At 62.2% G+C, this 18,121-nt stretch carries 13 protein-coding genes; 4 read left to right on the top strand and 9 right to left on the bottom strand.

Annotated elements, in window-relative coordinates; translation table 11 throughout:
- Nucleotides 1-43 precede the first annotated feature (43 nt).
- The 6 genes from HX807_RS28990 to HX807_RS28965 form a co-directional block, all read right to left on the bottom strand.
- Entirely contained in the window at nt 44-643 is a 600-nt protein-coding gene (locus HX807_RS28990) for a LysE family translocator (protein WP_177051886.1), read from the bottom strand.
- A gap of 188 nt (nt 644-831) precedes the next feature.
- Nucleotides 832-5,028, bottom strand: coding sequence for a YncE family protein (locus HX807_RS28985; protein ID WP_177051884.1), 4,197 nt, complete (start codon nt 5,026-5,028; stop codon nt 832-834).
- 125 nt (nt 5,029-5,153) lie between these two features.
- Complete coding sequence (locus HX807_RS28980) at nt 5,154-5,993, bottom strand: AraC family transcriptional regulator (RefSeq protein WP_008431232.1); 840 nt, start codon at nt 5,991-5,993, stop codon at nt 5,154-5,156.
- An 82-nt stretch (nt 5,994-6,075) separates the two neighbouring features.
- On the bottom strand, nt 6,076-6,717 hold the full coding sequence (locus HX807_RS28975; protein ID WP_003214055.1) for a DUF1345 domain-containing protein: 642 nt from the start codon (nt 6,715-6,717) through the stop codon (nt 6,076-6,078).
- Nucleotides 6,718-6,760: 43 nt separating this feature from the next.
- Nucleotides 6,761-9,853: an efflux RND transporter permease subunit gene (locus HX807_RS28970; protein WP_003214052.1), complete on the bottom strand. Its 3,093-nt coding sequence runs from the start codon at nt 9,851-9,853 to the stop codon at nt 6,761-6,763.
- Nucleotides 9,854-9,865: 12 nt separating this feature from the next.
- A complete protein-coding gene (locus HX807_RS28965; protein ID WP_177051882.1) occupies nt 9,866-11,023 on the bottom strand; it encodes an efflux RND transporter periplasmic adaptor subunit in 1,158 nt (385 codons plus the stop codon).
- A 305-nt stretch (nt 11,024-11,328) separates the two neighbouring features.
- Here HX807_RS28965 and HX807_RS28960 point away from each other — a divergent pair, with 305 nt between their 5' ends.
- The 4 genes from HX807_RS28960 (at nt 11,329) to nudC (ending at nt 15,205) form a co-directional block, all read left to right on the top strand.
- Nucleotides 11,329-12,030 carry a response regulator transcription factor gene (locus tag HX807_RS28960; protein ID WP_008430287.1) on the top strand — a complete coding sequence of 234 codons (702 nt, stop codon included), beginning with the start codon at nt 11,329-11,331 and terminating at the stop codon, nt 12,028-12,030.
- Nucleotides 12,031-12,033: 3 nt separating this feature from the next.
- On the top strand, nt 12,034-13,329 hold the full coding sequence (locus HX807_RS28955; RefSeq protein WP_003214046.1) for an ATP-binding protein: 1,296 nt from the start codon (nt 12,034-12,036) through the stop codon (nt 13,327-13,329).
- A 223-nt stretch (nt 13,330-13,552) separates the two neighbouring features.
- Nucleotides 13,553-14,365, top strand: coding sequence for a crotonase/enoyl-CoA hydratase family protein (locus HX807_RS28950; protein WP_177051880.1), 813 nt, complete (start codon nt 13,553-13,555; stop codon nt 14,363-14,365).
- A 6-nt stretch (nt 14,366-14,371) separates the two neighbouring features.
- Nucleotides 14,372-15,205: an NAD(+) diphosphatase gene (nudC, locus tag HX807_RS28945; RefSeq protein WP_008430294.1), complete on the top strand. Its 834-nt coding sequence runs from the start codon at nt 14,372-14,374 to the stop codon at nt 15,203-15,205.
- On the opposite strand, the gene HX807_RS28940 is transcribed toward nudC, so the two are convergent.
- The 3 genes from HX807_RS28940 to HX807_RS28930 form a co-directional block, all read right to left on the bottom strand.
- Nucleotides 15,173-15,952, bottom strand: coding sequence for a TSUP family transporter (locus HX807_RS28940; RefSeq protein ID WP_003208505.1), 780 nt, complete (start codon nt 15,950-15,952; stop codon nt 15,173-15,175). The genes nudC and HX807_RS28940 overlap by 33 nt on opposite strands.
- A 232-nt stretch (nt 15,953-16,184) precedes the next feature.
- Nucleotides 16,185-16,901, bottom strand: a complete 717-nt coding sequence (pcsA, locus tag HX807_RS28935; protein ID WP_003208507.1) for a phosphatidylcholine synthase — start codon at nt 16,899-16,901, stop codon at nt 16,185-16,187.
- Nucleotides 16,902-17,049: 148 nt separating this feature from the next.
- Nucleotides 17,050-17,976 (bottom strand): class I SAM-dependent methyltransferase, encoded by a 927-nt coding sequence (locus tag HX807_RS28930; RefSeq protein ID WP_134326771.1) that lies wholly within the window; start codon nt 17,974-17,976, stop codon nt 17,050-17,052.
- Nucleotides 17,977-18,121 lie beyond the last annotated feature (145 nt).

Below are 18,121 nucleotides of genomic sequence, written 5' to 3'. Positions count from 1 at the left end.
GCGGATAGCTGTGAAAAATGACAGTGCCGACGAACGGTTGTGTCTACACCCAGACGCTCAGCCAGCTTGAGACCAGCAACAACACCGCCATGCAGCGGTTGAACCGTTGCATGGCCTTGGGCGAACGAAACACTCGGCTGCTTCCAGCCCCCAGCAATGCCCACGCGCCGAGGCACGGCAAGGCGATCACAAAGAACGCCAGCGACAGGTACAGCACATGGCTCTGGCGTTCATCGCCATTGCCGGCAAACACGCTCACCACCGCCAGGGCCATCATCCAGGTCTTGGGGTTGACCAGTTGCAGGCTGGCGGCGCCGGCCAGGCCCAGGGGTTTTTGCACGGCAGCCGGGTCGATTGACTCGGCGGGGGCGCTGAAGATCTGCCAGGAAAGGTAGCTGAGCCAGGCGACCCCCAGCCATTGCATCGCTGCCTGCACCCGGGGCCAGTGCGCCAGCGACTGGCCAACGCCGCAGCCTACCAGCAGCACAATCCCCGCCGCCCCCGCGCATGCGCCCAGCACGATAGGCAGCGCGGCTTTGAAGCCATACCGTGCGCTGTTACTCAGCACCAGGATATTGGTGGGGCCAGGGGTGATGGAGGCTACAAAAGCGAATAACAGGAAGGGCAACAGGGTAGGGAACATGGTGGGGCGAGTCCGTAAGTGGGGCGATGGAGTCGATGGTTGCAGGGGCGTGGTGGCGTGTCTGGAAGGTTTGAGCAGGGGCGTGCGGACACGGGCAGGGGATAGTGGCGGGAGAGCTATAGGGGACAAAAAAAGGGACAAGTCCATGGTTTAGATGGACCTGTCCCGGTTATACCTCGGTTAGTTAATCAATAACGCATGACGTAGAGTCCTTGCGAGTCACTGTCGGTGAAATAAGCTTTTGAACCGTTCGGTAGTACTGCAATATTGCCAGATCCAAACCCAATGTCCACGGGTACAGTCGCTATAAGCCTGTCCGTATTTGTGTCAAATATGTTGAAGACCCTGTACCCTGCCGTGTAGACATGAGGAAGTACCGGGTTGACTGCAACCGACCTTCCCCATCCCACCCCAATCACGGTCACCAAACTGTTGGTGTTGGTGTTTATTATCGCCAAGCCATCAGCTCTCGCCAAATAGAGGCGAGGGGTGTTGGTACTTAAAGCCATGGGCCCAATCACTCCCTGAATGACAGTTACAACACTATTGTTTGCAGTATTTATAACAGTCGTATCAACCGCGTTGAAACCGCCGCCATAGGTCGTAAGATAGGCACGCGTATTATTAGGTGAGCGGGCGATGAAGCGAGACTGACCCGCTATTTGAGCTATCCGATTGCCGGTGGCGGCGTCGTAAGTATAAGCACCGCTCCTCGCAGTAACATATAGCCGAGTGCCTGCAGTATTGATCGCCAAGTCCACTATAATTTCATTTACGGTGGCATAGGTCGCAACTCTGGCGAAGGAGGTTGTACTGATTACCGCTATGCTGGTGCGGACCAGGTCCAGGTAGAGTCTTGATCCGTCCGGGTGAATTGCAAGGTGCCCACTGGACTGAATGTCATACGAAGCCGAGTGAATAATGGCGTCCGTTGCTGTGTCGATTACGTAAATCGCAGTTCTACCACCCGCGCCAACAGCGACATAAACGCGGCGCCCGTCAGGGCTGACGACGACCCCGTTTGATGAGTGGAGGAGGGTAGGAATAAATTTGACCTCCGCTAGCCATGTCACGGTATAGGTACTTTGCAGGAGCGGGATGGCTTTTGACTCATCGTCACTGCCGTCATACGTCACTTTGCAGGTCACCGTGAACGTAGTGTTTTTCCCCAGGCTTGCCAGCCAGCTGCGGGAGACAGCTTGGTTGGTGATGCCGTTGGCCGCTTGAGCAGCAGTAATGGCGTGTGCCCTCAGCACCGACAAAGATTCTACACCTGCCGCCTCCAGCGTGATCCATACACGTTGACCTTGCTTGCTCAATTCCCATTTGGCTACTGAGGCGTGTGCATCCCCGGTGAACGCCTGGAGGTCCAGGGTTGTGCCGCTGTTCATGTTATTGATTCGCGGTTGTGGCGGTCTTCCCGCCGGGATCCTGGCCACTGTCAATACCTGCGTTTCTGAAGGCACCGGGCTGCCATTGATGGTGGCGACATAGCGCAACTCAATGGTTTTGCCGACGCTGTCTGCCAGCACTTCATTGGTAATGACGAAATCCACACGACCGCCGTCCAGGCCGTCCTTGGCGTCAATATCCGCAACACCGCCATCCGGGAAAATCCATTGCAACTGGATGGAATGGCTTGGATTCATGCCGCCATACGCCACCGTGACACTGGCGTTGTCTACGTGGTCCAGCGGCTGAATGGTCAGCGTTGCCCCGGGCTGGTCGTTGAACCGTGGGTGTGGCAGCACGGCGGGCAGGGTTTGCACACGGTGTTCACGCACGCCAAACAGCACGGCGGTGTTCTTGTCGGGGCTTTCTGCCAGGCTGACCCAGAAGCGGATGGTCAGGTGCGAGCCATCCATCAAGCGCTGCAGTTTGTCCACTGGCGCGGGTGGCGAGATACCGTTGGCGGCACCGTTTTCGGTGACCAGGTTGGCGGTGTAGGTGTCCTCGCGGTACGGGCTGCCGTCGGCAAACGTGCCCTCCCAACTCATCCACATAAACTGCCCGGCATCGATAAACGGCCAGACGGATACACGGGCGCGGGCCTGGTCATTGAGTTTCGACAGGTCGAGCAGGGTGCTGTCGCCAATGCCGTCGATCGTCGGTGTGGGCAGCCCGGTGAGGGGAAGCAGGTGCAGGTCGACAGTGTCCGAAGGGTACGGAAAGGCGCCACGGTTGAAGTGGTATTGCACGCTGATCTGGTTGCCACCGGGGCGAATACCCCTGGCGATGGTGCGCGCCGGGATGGTCACGAATACTTCGTTGGTGGACGGGTTGCCCAGGGTGTACTCGGTGGCACTGCCCAGCCCGTCGCGGCTCAACCAGTCGACCTTGATCTGGTCGGTGGCCTGCATCGGCCGGTATCTCACGATGACCTTGGCGCCGCTCAATGCGGCCAGGGGGTTGAGTGCGTCGGGGAACAGGGTGGCGCCGTCGATAACCGGACGGTCTAGTTGCACGCCGCGGCCCACGGTCAGGTTGAGCACCTCGGAGCGCAATACCAGGCGTGGCGGGCCGCTGCGTTCGAGGCTATAGGTAATGCGCAGGCTGCCATTATTGTTGTTGTCGAGGATCGCCCGGCTCACCGGGAAAACCAGGGGCTTGCCTGCCGTGCCGCCGTTGATGCGCACAACGCCACTGGCCGAGCCGTCAAGGTCGGAGCCGATGGCGTTCCAGTGGATCAGGTCACCTTCTTCGGTCTGCCCGTGCGGGGCGGGCAAGGTCAGGGGCAGGGTCAGCAGCAAGGTGGGCGTGGTCACATGGCTGGGGTCGATGTTGTTGCCCAGGGCGCCTTCCAGGTGTGCAGTCGGCATGTTGCCGATGCGTTCACCCACGTGGGCGAACAGCTCGCGGGACTTGCGAGTGGTCAATGCGTTGCCGTCCAGGACGTGGCCGGCGCCATCGTTGACCAGGTAATAAAATGCGATGTCGCCCACGCCTTCAAACTGTTTCAGGTGCTCTTTGCTGACGTAGCGCGTGCCGCCCTGGGCGCCCGCCAGTTGTTCTTCCACGTAGTCTTCGCCGCCGCCGCCAGGACGGATATGTTCGATCACCAGGGTTTCCAGCCAGTCCGGGTTGTGGGGTTCGTAGAAGGGGATCTGCACGGTGATGTCCTGATCGGGCTCGATCAGCCCCACCTCGATCGGTGCGACCGTCACTGCCGGCATCGCCACCGGCGTGCCCACCACGCTGACGGAGGTACTGCCGGATTGCTCCACGCGGCCGTCGTTTTTCAGCCACTGGAACGAGACCCGGAAGGACCCGCCCACCAGTTGTTCGATAATCTCCCGGTCGACGGTGACAAATTCAACGCTGAGGTTTCTGTCCACCACCGGGGCCAAGGGGAACACCTGGGTCGAACCGTCGCCCAGGGTACCGAACAAGGTCACCGCCAATTGGTGCCGCGGCAGCGGCGCCGGGGTTTGCCGAGGCACCGTCACCAGCACTTCGAAGGTTGCCTCGCTCTGGGTATCGAAGTCGATCTGGGTCGCCTCTTCGCCATCCACCAGGAAGATCGGTGCAGAAAGCAGGTTCGGATCCAGCTCGCTGTCCAGGAAGTAGGGTTTGGAATACTGGTACTTATCCCCGGAGAAGTTTTGCACCACGTCCGAGACCCGGAACCGCAGGGTCAGCTTGCCGAAATGCCCCCCCTGCAAAATGATGTCCCTGGAGACAAAGACGCGAATCGGCCCTGAACCCGCGACTTCGGCCGGGCTGACGATATGCGTGACTAAAACCCCATCCCACGACAGCTCGATCTGGTCATTCTGGCGCAGGTTTTCATAGCGCTGGATCAGGCACCAGACCCCGCTGTTGGCATTATCTATATTAACGGTGGAGCCCTCAGGCAGGCCTTCCACCGTCATCACCAGGCCCGGGTGCCATTTGCTGCCGGGGTCGTTATCGCGGCCACCGGGGCGGGTGGTCTTGATCAGGATGGTTTGCAGCGGCGACGTACTCTCCTGGCCGCTGCCGGCCCGCACTACGCGGCCGTATATCTGGACGTCGCCTTCGGGGATGAATTCTTCGGGGACGAACAAGTCGTAACGGTCCCGGTCTTCAAGCGCAATATCGGCGGCGACTGCATTGACCAGGTCGTTGAGGTAGAGGGCGTAGAAGTCGTAATTGAAGTTGAACCAGCGTTCGAAGGTCCACTGGGCAAAGGGGCGCACGTGGCGGATTCCCAGGCCGTAGACCCCTCTTTCAGGATACAGCGTGGCATCCAGCGGGACCGACGGATAGGCCGACTTGGGTGGGTCGAGGTCTTCGACGCGGCGCGACGCCAGGCCTGACGATGGGTTATGCAGCACGAGGGCGTTGCCGGGCGGGTTGTTGTCGCCCAGCGGCGCATTATCCGGGGCTATGGGAAAATTGGGCATGGACAGGCTTCCTTGAATGAGGCGCGGCCCTGAGTGGCCGACTGCTGACAAGAAGATCAAACACCTATCGGGGGGCGTGGCGAACCTGTGAGAATTGACAGTGCCGACGAGTGGTGGTGGCGCAGCTAGCGCTGCAAAACGCTTGAACACCGCTTGCGATACGCCGCCGGCGTCAGGCCATACGCCCTCACGAACCAGCGCCCCAGGTGACTCTGGTCGGCAAAGCCCAGGGCAATCGCTACGTCGGCGGGTTGCTTGCCGTTGGCCAGCCAATGCCGGGCGCGGGCCAGGCGCAGTTGCACCAGGTAGGCATGGGGTGGCAGGCCGAAGGCGCTCTTGAAGGCGCGGGTAAGGCGAAAGCGATCGACGCCGCAGGCCAGCGCCAGTTCATCCATGCCCACATCTTGCTGCAGGTGCGCATGCAGGTATTCCCGGGCCTTGTGCGCCACCCGTGGCAGGCGAGGGTCTTCATGGTAGCGGGTGCGCCAGTGCAGTTGCGCAGTGAGGCGTTCGAGCAGTTGGTCCATCGCCTGTTGCCGCACGATGCGCAGCTCACCTCCGTGCAAGGTCTGGAAGGCCCGGCTGGTGGCCAGGGCCAGGCGCGGGTCGCTGGCCAGGGTGCTGGCAAACCCCAGCTGGCTGTCGAGCGGCGCTTCTTCGAACACTGCGCTGACTTCCCGCGCCAACCACTGCGGGTCGAGGTAAAGCATGTGGTAGGTAAAACCGTCCGCCGTGGGCGCATCGCCGTCGTGCAGCTCGCCGGGCTCCACCAGGAACACCTGGCCGGGCACGCTGTTATGGCGGGTGCGCCGGCAGTTGAACTGCTGCACACCTTGTTCCGTGACGCCCACCAGGTAGCTGTCGTGCCAGTGCGGGTCGTAGGCGTGGCCCTCGAAATGCGCGCGCAGGGTCTCGATGCCGGTGTCGGCGTCCTGAGCCAGGTCGATCCAGTTGTGGGCGGCCATAAAATACCTATGGAATGGAACACTGCAGGAGCGAACAAGCTCGCTCCTGCAGGGGCTTAGCGTCTAGAAGGTTTGTGCAGCTTCATCCAAACAATCCGGCGGCGATGTTGATCGAGAACCCCAGGATCGCCGTGTTGAACAGAAACCCGATCAACGATTGCCCCAGCACCACCTTGCGCATGGTACGCGTGGCAACCCCGACATCCGCCGTTTGCACCGCCACGCCGATGGTGAACGAGAAGTACAGGAAGTCCCAGTAATTGGGCGTGCGTAAATCCTCGGCAAAGCGCAGTGCCGGCTCGGGACCGTCCCAGGTGTAATACAGGCGCGCATAGTGCACGCTGAAAATCACCCCGATCAGCAGCCATGAGCCAACCACCGTCAGGCCGGTAAAACCGTAGTGCAACAGGCGCTGGCTATCGCTCAGGTCCTTGGTGCCCACCAGGTTCAGGGTGATGGTCGCCAGGCTGGCAATCGCCGCAATGCACACCATGAACAACACCAGGCCGGCGTTCTCGTCCTCGATCTCGGCGATGCGTTTCACGTCGTCGGCCCGGGAATGGCTGGTGAGCCACAGCATCAGCACCAGGTAGGTCCAGACCCCGGCGTTCCAGCCGATGAGGATTTTGCTGATGATCGTGTCGGCGGGAGCCAGGAGCCCCACCGCCAGGCCCAGGACGGCGGCGGAGGACAGGCGAGGGTGGGTGCGTGCGAGGAAGGGCATGGCGCTCACAAATCAGGGATGTGTAAGCACCATAGCGCATTTATTACGTGTGGCGCTTGCGCACCAGCTTCATGACCACGACGAAGAACACCGGCACAAACACCACCGCCAGCGTCGCGGTAATCATGCCGCCGATCACCCCGGTACCGATGGCCTGCTGGCTGGCCGAGCTGGCGCCCGTGGCAATCGCCAACGGCACCACGCCGAGGATGAACGCCAGGGACGTCATGATGATCGGCCGCAGGCGCAGGCGTGCGGCTTTCAACGTGGCGTCGATCAGGTCTTCACCCTGGTCATACAGGTCCTTGGCAAACTCGATGATCAGGATCGCGTTCTTCGCCGACAGCCCAATGATAGTAATCAGGCCGACCTTGAAGAACACATCGTTGGGCATCCCGCGCAAGCTTACGGCCAATACCGCGCCGAGCACGCCGAGGGGCACCACCAGCAGCACCGAGGTCGGAATCGACCAGCTCTCATACAGCGCCGCCAGGCACAGGAACACGATCAGCAGCGACAAACCGAGCAGCAGCGGTGCCTGGGAGCCGGACAAGCGTTCCTGCAACGACAGGCCGGTCCATTCCTGGCCCAGGCCGGCGGGCAGTTGGCTGACCAGGCGCTGGATTTCCTCCATCGCCTCGCCGGTACTGTGGCCCGGTGCCGATTCACCGGAAATCGCGATGGCCGGGTAGCCGTTGTAGCGGGTCAACTGGGCGGGGCCCTGAATCCAGCGCGCCTCGACGAAGGCCGACAGCGGCACCATCTTCCCGGCATTGTTGCGCACATGGATCTTCATCAGGTCGGCCACCTGGCTGCGCTGATCACCTTCGGCCTGCACCACCACCCGCTGCATGCGGCCCTGGTTGGGGAAGTCGTTGATATAGGCCGAACCGATGGCCGAGGACAGCACATTGCCGATATCGGCAAAGGAAATGCCCAGGGCATTGGCTTGCTTGCGGTCCACCTCAAGCTGTACTTGCGGAGCTTCGGCCAGGGCGCTTTCACGCACGTTGGCCAGGATCGGGCTTTTCTCGGCAGCGGCCAGCAGTTCGGTGCGGGCCTCCATCAACGCGGCATGGCCGACGCCACCACGGTCCTGCAGGCGGAACTCGAAACCACTGGAGGTGCCCAGGCCATCCACCGGCGGTGGCAGGATTGCATAGGCAATCGCGTCCTTCAGCTCGCTGAAAGCCGCGTTGGCACGGTCCGCAATGGCCGCGGCGGAATCCTTGCTGCTGCGCTCCGACCAGTCCTTGAGCGTGGTAAACGCCAGCGCGGCGTTCTGCCCCGAACCGGAGAAGCTGAAACCCATGATCATCGTGGTATCGCCCACGCCTGGCTCGCCGGCGTTGTGTGCCTCGATCTGCTCGGCCACCTGCACCGTGCGGTTTTTGCTGGCGCCCGGCGGCAGCTGGATATCGGTGATGGTGTAGCCCTGGTCTTCCACCGGCAGGAAGGAGGAGGGCAGGCGGGCGAACAACACCCCAAGCCCCACCACCAGCACCAGATAGATCAACAGGTAACGCCCGCTGCGCTTGAGGGCGTAGGCCACCCAGCCTTCATAGCGGTCGGTGAACTGCTCGAAGCGCCGGTTGAACCAGCCGAAGAACCCGCCTTTCTCATGGTGCTCGCCCTTGGCAATCGGCTTGAGCAAGGTCGCGCACAGGGCTGGGGTCAAGGTCAGGGCGAGGAATGCCGAGAACAGGATCGAGGTGGCCATCGACAACGAGAATTGCTGATAGATCACGCCCACCGAACCCGGCATGAACGCCATCGGCAGGAACACCGCCACCAGCACCAGGGTGATACCGACAATCGCCCCGGTAATCTGGCCCATGGCCTTGCGGGTGGCCTCCTTGGGCGACAGGCCCTCGGTAACCATGATCCGCTCGACGTTCTCCACCACCACAATCGCATCGTCCACCAAAATGCCGATGGCCAGCACCATGCCGAACATGGTCAGCACGTTGATCGAGAAGCCCAGCAACAGCATCGTCGCAAAGGTACCCATCAAGGCGATCGGCACCACCAGCGTCGGGATCAGCGTGTAGCGGATGTTCTGCAGGAACAGGAACATCACCGCAAACACCAGCAACATCGCTTCGCCCAGGGTGTACACCACCTTGGTGATCGAGACCTTCACGAACGGCGAGGTGTCGTACGGAATTTTGTATTCGACGTTGGCCGGGAAGTAGCGCGCCAGTTCGTCCATCTTCGCCCGCACCAGGGTTGCGGTGCTCAAGGCGTTGGCGCCCGGTGACAGCTGCACGCTGACGGCGGTGGACGGCTTGCCGTTCAGGCGGGTGGAGAACTGGTATTCCTGGCTGCCGATTTCCACCCGCGCCACGTCACCGACGCGCACGGTGGAACCGTCCGGGTTGGCCTTGAGCACGATGTCGGCAAATTCGGCCGGGGTCGACAGTTGGCCTTTCACCAGGATCGACGCGGTGATCTCCTGGGTCTTGGTGCCTGGCAAATCGCCGATGCTGCCGGCCGACACTTGGGCGTTCTGCGCCGCAATCGCCGCGTTGACGTCGGCCGGGGTCAGGTTGAAGCCGATCAGCTTCTGCGGGTCGATCCAGATGCGCATTGCGCGTTCGGCGCCGTACAGCTGGGCCTTGCCCACACCGTCCAGGCGCTTGAGTTCGTTCATCACGTTGCGCGCCAGGTAATCGCTGAGCGCCACGTCATCGAGCTTGCCGTCACTGGAGGTCAGGGTCACCAGCAGCAGGAAGCCGGCGGAGACTTTCTCCACCTGCAAGCCTTGCTGCGTCACGGCTTGGGGCAGGCGCGGCTCCACGGCCTTGAGACGGTTTTGCACGTCAACCTGGGCCATCTCCGGGTCGGTGCCCGGCTGAAAGGTGGCGGTGATGGTGGCCGAACCGAGGCTGCTCTGGGATTCGAAATACAGCAGGTGATCGGCGCCGTTAAGCTCCTGCTCGATCAGGCTGACCACGCTTTCGTCCAGGGTTTGCGCGGAGGCACCCGGGTACACCGCATAGATCTCGACTTTCGGCGGCGCGACGTTGGGGTACTGCGCCACCGGCAACTGCGGGATGGCGAGGGCGCCGGCCAGCAGGATAAACAGGGCGACCACCCAGGCGAAGATCGGGCGGTCAATAAAGAACTGCGGCATGTTTAACGATCCTTATTGGCCGGATGCCTGGGCGATGGGCGCGGGGCTGTCGTCGACCTGGACTTTCTCGCCAGGGCGGGCGTGTTGCAGGCCTTCGACGACGATACGGTCACCGGCCTTCAGGCCGCGGGTCACCACCCAGCGGTCATTGACCACCGAACCCAGTTCTACCGGCTGCTGGCTCACGGTTTGCTCGGCGTCCAGCATTAACACCATTGGGATCCCGGCGCTGTCGCGGGTGATCGCCCGTTGCGGCACGCTGATGCCTTGCTGGTCGACGGCTTGCTCCAGGCGCACGCGGATAAAGCTGCCGGGCAGCAGGTCGAGATCCGGGTTGGGGAACTCACTGCGCAAGATGATCTGCCCGGTGCCCGGGTCGACGCTGATCTCGGCGAACAGCAACTTGCCCGGCAGCGGGTACAGGCTGCCGTCATCCTGGATCAGCGTGGCCTTGGCCTGGTCCTGGCCGACTTGCTTCAAGTGCCCGGCGCGAAAGGCCCGGCGCAGGTCGTTCAGCTCGCGGGTGGATTGGGTCAGGTCGGCGTGGATCGGGTCCAGTTGCTGGATCAGCGCCATCGGTGTGGCTTCGTTCTGGCCCACCAGCGCACCTTCGGTCACCAGCGCACGGCCAATCCGACCGGAAATCGGCGCAGTCACGGTGGCATAACCCAGGTTCAATTTGGCGCGCTGCACGGCGGCCTGGTTGGCGGCCACATCGGCGGCGGTTTGCCTGGCGGCGGCGCGGGCGTTGTCGTATTCCTGGCCGCTGATGGCGTTGCCTTCCACCAGTTGGCTGTAGCGCTGCTCTTGCAGGCGCGCCTGGAATGCATTGGCCTCGGCCTTGCGCAGGCTGGCCTGGGCGCTGTCGAGGTCGGCCTTGAACGGCGCCGGGTCAATCCGGAACAGCACATCGCCCTGTTTGACGTCATGGCCTTCCTGGAACACCCGTTGCAACACCACGCCGGCCACCCGGGCGCGCACTTCGGCGATGCGTGGCGCGGCAATCCGTCCGCTCAACTCGCTGGTGATGGACAGGGGCTTGGCTTCCAGGGTTTCGATCCGCACCTTGGCCAGCGGCGCCTCGGCGGCGTCGTCCGCCGACTTGCCACACGCGCTCAACGCCAGTGTCAGGGCCAACAGGCAAAACGGCGCAAACAGATTCTTCGACATGCTCATATCCCAATATTGACTGGCGCATCCTACGGGCGCCCCCGCCACAGTGCTGTGAAGCTCTGTAGGTGGTGTGTGAAGAAATGTAAGGTGCGACCCACAGATGCACGCGGGCGTATATCCTTCATAACCGCCGAACCTTACACGATCTTCCTGATACCGAAGATCAAATGTGGGAGCGGGCTTGCTCGCGAAGGCGGTGTGTCAGTCGCCGTGTGCGTTAACTGAAACACCGCTTTCGCGAGCAAACCCGCTCCCACATTGGATTTGCGTACTACTCAGAAATTGTATTATTTGGAAATACCATGCCCAACATTCTTCTGGTGGAAGACGACGCCGCGCTCTCCGAATTGATCGCCAGTTACCTGGAACGCAACGGCTATCACGTCAGTGTGCTCAGCCGTGGCGACCACGTGCGTGAGCGTGCGCGGCTCAACCCACCGGACCTGGTGATTCTCGACCTGATGCTGCCGGGCCTCGACGGCCTGCAGGTCTGCCGGTTGCTGCGGGCCGACTCGGCCACGCTGCCGATCCTGATGCTCACCGCCCGCGACGACAGCCATGACCAGGTGTTGGGCCTGGAAATGGGCGCCGACGACTACGTCACCAAACCCTGCGAGCCGCGGGTATTGCTGGCGCGGGTGCGAACCTTGCTGCGCCGCAGCAGCCTCACCGAACCCCAGGTGGCCAACGACCAGATCCTGATGGGCAACCTGTGCATCGACCTGTCGGAACGCACCGTGACCTGGCGCGGCCAGCCGGTTGAGCTGTCCAGCGGTGAATACAACCTGCTGGTGGTGCTGGCCCGGCACGCCGGCGAAGTGCTCAGCCGCGACCAGATCCTGCAACGCCTGCGCGGCATCGAGTTCAACGGCACCGACCGTTCGGTGGACGTGGCGATTTCCAAGCTGCGGCGCAAGTTCGACGACCACGCGGGCGAGGCGCGCAAGATCAAGACGGTGTGGGGCAAGGGCTACTTGTTCAGCCGTTCCGAGTGGGAATGCTGAGCCATGTTTCGCGTCCTGATTCGGCTGTACCTGATCACCATCGTCACCTTCGCCGCCGCGATTTACCTGGTGCCCCGGGCGGTGATCCAGCTGTTTGAACACCGTTACATGAACTACAACATCGAGCAGTCCCGAGGCATGCAGAGCCTGATCGTCAAGGAGTATCGACGGGTGCCGATGGAGCAGTGGGCCAATGTCACCGTGCGACTGTCGGCGGATTTCGCGCCGCTGAAGGTGCAACTGCTGCGTATCCAGGACGCCAGCTACACCCCTGAAGAACAGCGCCTGCTGGAAAAAGACCAGATGGTGATTCGCCTGGGCGAGTGGGGCTGGGCGGACGACGTCAGCTCGGCCCTGGACGACCAGTTGGTGGTCAAGGTCTCGGTACCGCCGGACCCGCTGGACATGAACCTGCTGTACTGGAGCATGAACGTGCTGATCGGCGCGGCGCTGCTGGCATGCCTGCTGTTCTGGCTGCGGCCCCACTGGCGCGACCTGGAGCGCCTGAAAAGCACCGCCGCGCAACTCGGCCAGGGCAACCTTGCGGCCCGCACAAAAATCCCGCCCAGCTCCAACATCGGCAGCCTGGCGGCGGTGTTCGACACCATGGCCAACGACATCGAACAGCTGCTCAACCAGCAACGCGACTTGCTCAATGCCGTCTCCCATGAACTGCGTACGCCGCTGACGCGCCTGGACTTCGGCCTGGCCCTGGCGCTGTCCGACGACCTCCCGGCGGCCAGCCGTGAGCGGCTGCAAGGGTTGGTGGCGCACATTCGCGAGCTGGATGAGCTGGTGCTGGAGCTGCTCTCCTACAGCCGTTTGCAAAACCCGGCGCAAACACCCGAGCGGGTGGAAGTGGTGCTGGATGAGTTCATCGACAGCATCCTGGGCAGCGTCGACGACGAACTGGAAAACCCCGATATCGTGATGGACGTGGTGCTGGACTGCGCCGTGGAACGCTTCACCCTGGACCCGCGCCTGACCGCCCGGGCCCTGCAAAACCTGCTGCGCAACGCCATGCGGTATTGCGAGCGGCGAATTCAGGTGGGGGTGAAGGTGTGTCCCAGGGGGTGCGAGATTTGCGTGGATGATGACGGTATTGGCATTCCGGTTGACCAGCGGGAGCGGATTTTCGAGCCGTTCTACCGGCTGGATCGCAGCCGGGATCGAGCCACTGGCGGTTTTGGCCTGGGATTGGCCATCAGCCGGCGGGCGCTGGAGGCGCAGGGCGGAACATTGACGGCCCAGGCTTCGCCATTGGGTGGTGCACGCTTCCGGCTCTGGCTGCCGAGTTAAAGAACACCACAAAACCATTGTGGGAGCTGGCTTGCCTGCGATGGCGGTGGGTCAGCTTGCATCTTTGCTAACTGATACACCGCCATCGCAGGCAAGCCAGCTCCCACATTTGATCTTCATCGTTCTTCAGTCCCGAATTTGGCGTTTGCACAGCCTTACCACCTCACGCGGTGCCTTGTTATAGTTCGGCCCCTATTCCAGCCGCCAGTCAAGGATCACTGCCATGTCCGAATACCAAGCCTTTGTCGTCGAACTCAGCGGCAACGTCGCCCATGTGCAGCTCAATCGCCCGGAAAAGATCAACGCGATGAACGCGGCGTTCTGGACCGAGATCATCGACATCTTCCAATGGGTCGAAGACACCGACGCGGTGCGAGCCGTGGTCATCAGCGGCGCCGGCAAGCATTTCTCCTCCGGCATCGACCTGATGCTGCTGGCCTCGGTCGCCAACGAGTTCGGCAAGGACGTGGGCCGCAACGCGCGCCTGCTGCGGCGCAAGATCCTCGAACTGCAAGCTTCCTTCAACGCCGTCGACAACTGCCGCAAGCCGGTACTCGCGGCGATCCATGGCTACTGCATCGGCGGCGCCATCGACCTGATCAGCGCCTGTGACATGCGCTACGCCGCCGAAGATGCGCAATTCTCCATCAAGGAAATCGACATCGGCATGGCCGCCGACGTCGGCACCCTGCAACGCCTGCCGCGCATCGTCGGCGACGGCATGCTGCGCGAGCTGGCCTACACCGGCCGCCAGTTCGGCGCCGAAGAGGCCTGCAGCATCGGCCTGGTGAATCGGGTGTACAGCGATCACCAGAGCCTGCTGGCCGGCGTGATGGAAATCGCCCGGGAAATAGCCGCCAAATCACCGATCGCGGTCACCGGCACCAAGGCGATGATCAGCTACATGCGTGACCACACGATCAATGACGGTTTGGAATACGTTGCCACCTGGAACTCAGCTATGTTGCAATCCAACGACCTGCGCGTGGCCATCGCGGCCCATATGAGCAAGCAGAAACCCGACTTCGTGGATTGACTGAACATGACCCCAGGCTGGATTACCACAACGCTGCTGGACAATGACGCCCCGGGCGGCTGGGCCGTGGCCCGCAGCCGTGAAGGCTTTTTACACGACCAGAACGGCCCGCTGTTTCCCCGGGAATGGCTCAAGCGCCAGGACCTCTCGGTGTTCGCCGAGCATGGCATCGGCCACCTGGACGGCGAGCCGGTGTACCTGCTGGAACTCAACAGCCCCGCCGACGTGCCGGGCTGCGGCTGGCAGGGCCTGCGGGCATTCATGCTGCAGGGCGATCACACGCTGTACAAAGTCCTGGGCTACGCCGCGCAAATCGGCACCTGGGCCCGGGAGCATCGTTTTTGCGGCAGTTGCGGCCAGGCGATGGTGCAGGTGCCACGGGAGCGGGCGATGTTCTGCCAGGCCTGTGACCTGCGCAGCTACCCGCGGATCTCGCCGAGCATGATCGTGTTGGTGACCCGTGGCGACGAGATCCTGCTGGCCCGTTCGCCGCGCTTTGTCACGGGGGTCTACAGCACCCTGGCGGGGTTTGCCGAGCCGGGCGAGTCGGCCGAGGACTGCCTGATTCGCGAGGTGCGTGAAGAAGTGCAGGTGGAGGTCAAGAACATCCAGTACATGGGCAGCCAGTGCTGGCCGTTCCCGCACTCGATGATGCTGGGCTTTCACGCCGAGTACGCTGGCGGCGACATTGTGCCCCAGGCTGACGAGATCGAAGACGCGCAGTGGTTCAACATCCATGAACTGCCGCCGTTGCCGGCGTCGCGCTCGATTGCGCGCTACCTGATCGACCTCTACCTGGCCCGTCGCCTAGGTCACGCTGAACCAGTGCTGCCAGGCTAGGCGCACCGTCAGGCCGAGCACCACGGTGATGAACACCGGGCGAATGAACTTGGCGCCGCCGCTGATGGCGCTGCGTGCGCCAAAAAACGCGCCGCACATCACCGACACGCCCATGCACAGGCCGACAATCCAGTCTACCGAGCCATTGAAAATGAACACCGTCAGCGCCGCCGCGTTGCTGACGAAGTTCATGCTGCGCGCCACGCCGCTGGCCTTTACCAGGTCGATGGGGTGCAACAGCATGGTACTCACGGTCCAGAACGCCCCGGTGCCCGGGCCGGCGACGCCGTCGTAGAAACCCAGGCCAAAGCCCTGGGTGGACTGCCATTTCTTCTTGATCGGTGCGTCGTTGTCCAGCGCCGCCTTGGGCGTGCCGCCGAACAGCAAATACAAACCGCAGCCGAACACAATCACCGGGAGCATCTTGTTCAGGGTTTCTGCCGGCAGGTAATGGGCCACGACCGCGCCGGTGAGTGCACCGACCAGGGTGCCGACGATGGCGTGCACCCACTGGCGCGGATGAAACAGCTTGCGCCGGTAGAAGGTAAAGCTGGCAGTGGCCGAGCCGAAGGTGGAACTGAGCTTGTTGGTGCCCAGCACCAGGTGGGGCGGCATGCCGGCGGTCAGCAGGGCGGGCGTGGTGAGCAGGCCGCCACCGCCGGCGATGGCGTCGATGAAACCGGCGATAAAGGCAACCACGGCGAGGATCGCCAGGGTGGTGAGGTCAACGCTGAGTTCGAAAGGCATGGGCAAGACTTAGTCGGCAGGGCGCAGCAAGGGCTGCGCGAAAGGCCGGTATCTTACCGATTAGCGTGGGGGCCTGCGACTATGATCGTTCCCACGCTCTGCGTCACGGGATGCATTCCCAATGTGGGAGCGGGCTTGCTCGCGAATGCGCAGTGTCAGTCACCGGATAGAGTGGCTGATCCACCGCGTTCGCGAGCAAGCCCGCTCCCACATTTCAACCGTGCCCGCTTGGCTATTTATGTGTTTCGACCCACTCCAGTGCGGTCCGCCAGATGCAGATCCCCAGGAAGTACGCCGACATCAGCAACCACAGGCCCAGGGTCAGGCGATTGGTGTACGGGAAGTCGATCACCAGCAGCAGGCTGCACAGCAACCAGATGGTGGTCACGGCAATATTGATCGGCATGAAGCGCTTGACCCGGAACGGGTGCAGGAACTTCATCGGCGTCACGGTCAGCAACGCCAGGCCGATCACGGTGAGCAAGGTGACCCAGGCTTCCGGCTGGATGATATAGACGCACAGCGCCACCACGTTCCATGCGGCGGGGAAGCCGACGAAGTAGTTGTCCTTGCTCTTCATGTTGACGTTGCAGAAGCAGAACAGCGACGACACCAGAATCACCGACACCGTAAACAACGGGGTGAAGTCCGGCAGGGCGATATAGCGATAGATAAACAGCGCCGGAATAAACACGTACGTCAGGTAATCAATCACCAGGTCCAATACCGAGCCATCGAAGCTTGGCAGCACTGTTTGCACATTCACCCGTCGCGCGAGAGAGCCGTCGACCCCATCGACGATCAAGGCCAGGCCCAGCCACAGCAGGCAAGCCTTGGGCTGGTTGTCGAGCAGTGCCAGGGTGGCCAGGAAGGCCAGCACCACGCCGGTGGCGGTAAAACCATGGGCGCCCCAGGCCTTGAGACGGGCTACATGCAGGGTCGATATCACAGGGGCGTTCTCCAAAAGGTGAAACAGGGCAGCCGACGGGGTAGCACCGTCGAATCTGGCCAGAGTGTGCAGGTATCGACCGGGAAGGGTGGGATAAGGTTCACCACCCGGCGTAGGTTAAGCGTAGCAAGCGCAGGACGTTTCGGCATCAGCCTTGGCGAAACACCAGTGCCTTTAATCCGCTTTGCGGGTCGATATCGGGGAATTCCGGCGGGTTTTCCAGCCGCTGGTCAAAGCGCAGGCCAGGCGCTTCGCGGGTTACGCCGTCGATCAGGAAGTCTTCGCCGAACGCCGGGTCGTTCATGCACGCCAGCACCGTACCCTGGGCCGTGAGCAAATCCGGCAGGCGACGCAGCACCCGCTGGTAGTCCTTGGTCAAAAGGAAACTGCCTTTCTGGAACGAGGGCGGGTCGATGATCACCAGGTCGTACGGGCCGCTGTTGGTGACCTTGGCCCACGACTTGAACAGGTCGTGGCCGAGGAACGTCACCTTGCTCAGGTCGTGGCCGTTCAGGCGGTGATTGTCACGACCACGGCTCAGGGCGCCTCGGGCCATGTCCAGGTTCACCACATGCTCGGCGCCGCCTTCGATGGCGGCCACGGAGAAACCACAGGTGTAGGCGAACAGGTTCAGCACCCGCAGGCCATGAGCCTGTTCGCGTACCCAGTTGCGGCCGTAACGCATGTCGAGGAACAGCCCACTGTTCTGCTTTTTGCCCAGGTCGATCAGGTAGCGCAGGCCGCCTTCGGTGATGGTCAGTTCGTCGACCACCTCGCCCAGCAGCCATTCGGTGGTGCTTTGCGGCAGGTAGCGGTGTTGCAGCGCCACGGTATGGGCGCCGAATGACCGCCAGTCGATCTGCATCAGCACCTGCTTCAAGGCCTCAAGCTCCGTGGCTTCTGGCTCCTTGAACAGCGAGACCAGCACCACGCCTTGCAGCCAGTCCACCGTCAGTTGCTCCAGGCCCGGCCAGCAGCGGCCACGCCCGTGAAACAGGCGCCGGGTCTCGGCGGGGACGGTTTGCAGGGCGTTCAGCAAATGGGTGTGCAGGGTGGCGAGTGCGTCTGGGTTCATCGGGCAACGTCGGTCATTGAGCGGGCGGCATTTTAAACACAATTGCGGGGTGTTCGGGAGTTGAAGCACAACGTGCTTTGAATTTGCTGATTGGCAGTGATTTATGCTCAAAAGGCCCCGAGAGGCGGCGCACAACAGTCAAAAA

It is taken from the genome of Pseudomonas sp. D8002, from assembly GCF_013385695.1.
In the GTDB taxonomy this organism is placed as follows: Bacteria; Pseudomonadota; Gammaproteobacteria; order Pseudomonadales; family Pseudomonadaceae; genus Aquipseudomonas.
Note: the sequence above shows the minus strand (reverse complement) of the source record. Positions and strands in the feature narration are given on the sequence as shown.

Bases quoted from the DNA above. Each gene is read 5' to 3' on its own strand.
- HX807_RS28990 (WP_177051886.1), bottom strand. From the start codon at position 643: ATGTTCCCTACCCTGTTGCCCTTCCTGTTATTCGCTTTTGTAGCCTCC.
- HX807_RS28985 (WP_177051884.1), bottom strand. From the start codon at position 5,028: ATGCCCAATTTTCCCATAGCCCCGGATAATGCGCCGCTGGGCGACAAC.
- HX807_RS28980 (WP_008431232.1), bottom strand. From the start codon at position 5,993: ATGGCCGCCCACAACTGGATCGACCTGGCTCAGGACGCCGACACCGGC.
- HX807_RS28975 (WP_003214055.1), bottom strand. From the start codon at position 6,717: ATGCCCTTCCTCGCACGCACCCACCCTCGCCTGTCCTCCGCCGCCGTC.
- HX807_RS28970 (WP_003214052.1), bottom strand. From the start codon at position 9,853: ATGCCGCAGTTCTTTATTGACCGCCCGATCTTCGCCTGGGTGGTCGCC.
- HX807_RS28965 (WP_177051882.1), bottom strand. From the start codon at position 11,023: ATGTCGAAGAATCTGTTTGCGCCGTTTTGCCTGTTGGCCCTGACACTG.
- HX807_RS28960 (WP_008430287.1), top strand. From the start codon at position 11,329: ATGCCCAACATTCTTCTGGTGGAAGACGACGCCGCGCTCTCCGAATTG.
- HX807_RS28955 (WP_003214046.1), top strand. From the start codon at position 12,034: ATGTTTCGCGTCCTGATTCGGCTGTACCTGATCACCATCGTCACCTTC.
- HX807_RS28950 (WP_177051880.1), top strand. From the start codon at position 13,553: ATGTCCGAATACCAAGCCTTTGTCGTCGAACTCAGCGGCAACGTCGCC.
- nudC (WP_008430294.1), top strand. From the start codon at position 14,372: ATGACCCCAGGCTGGATTACCACAACGCTGCTGGACAATGACGCCCCG.
- HX807_RS28940 (WP_003208505.1), bottom strand. From the start codon at position 15,952: ATGCCTTTCGAACTCAGCGTTGACCTCACCACCCTGGCGATCCTCGCC.
- HX807_RS28930 (WP_134326771.1), bottom strand. From the start codon at position 17,976: ATGAACCCAGACGCACTCGCCACCCTGCACACCCATTTGCTGAACGCC.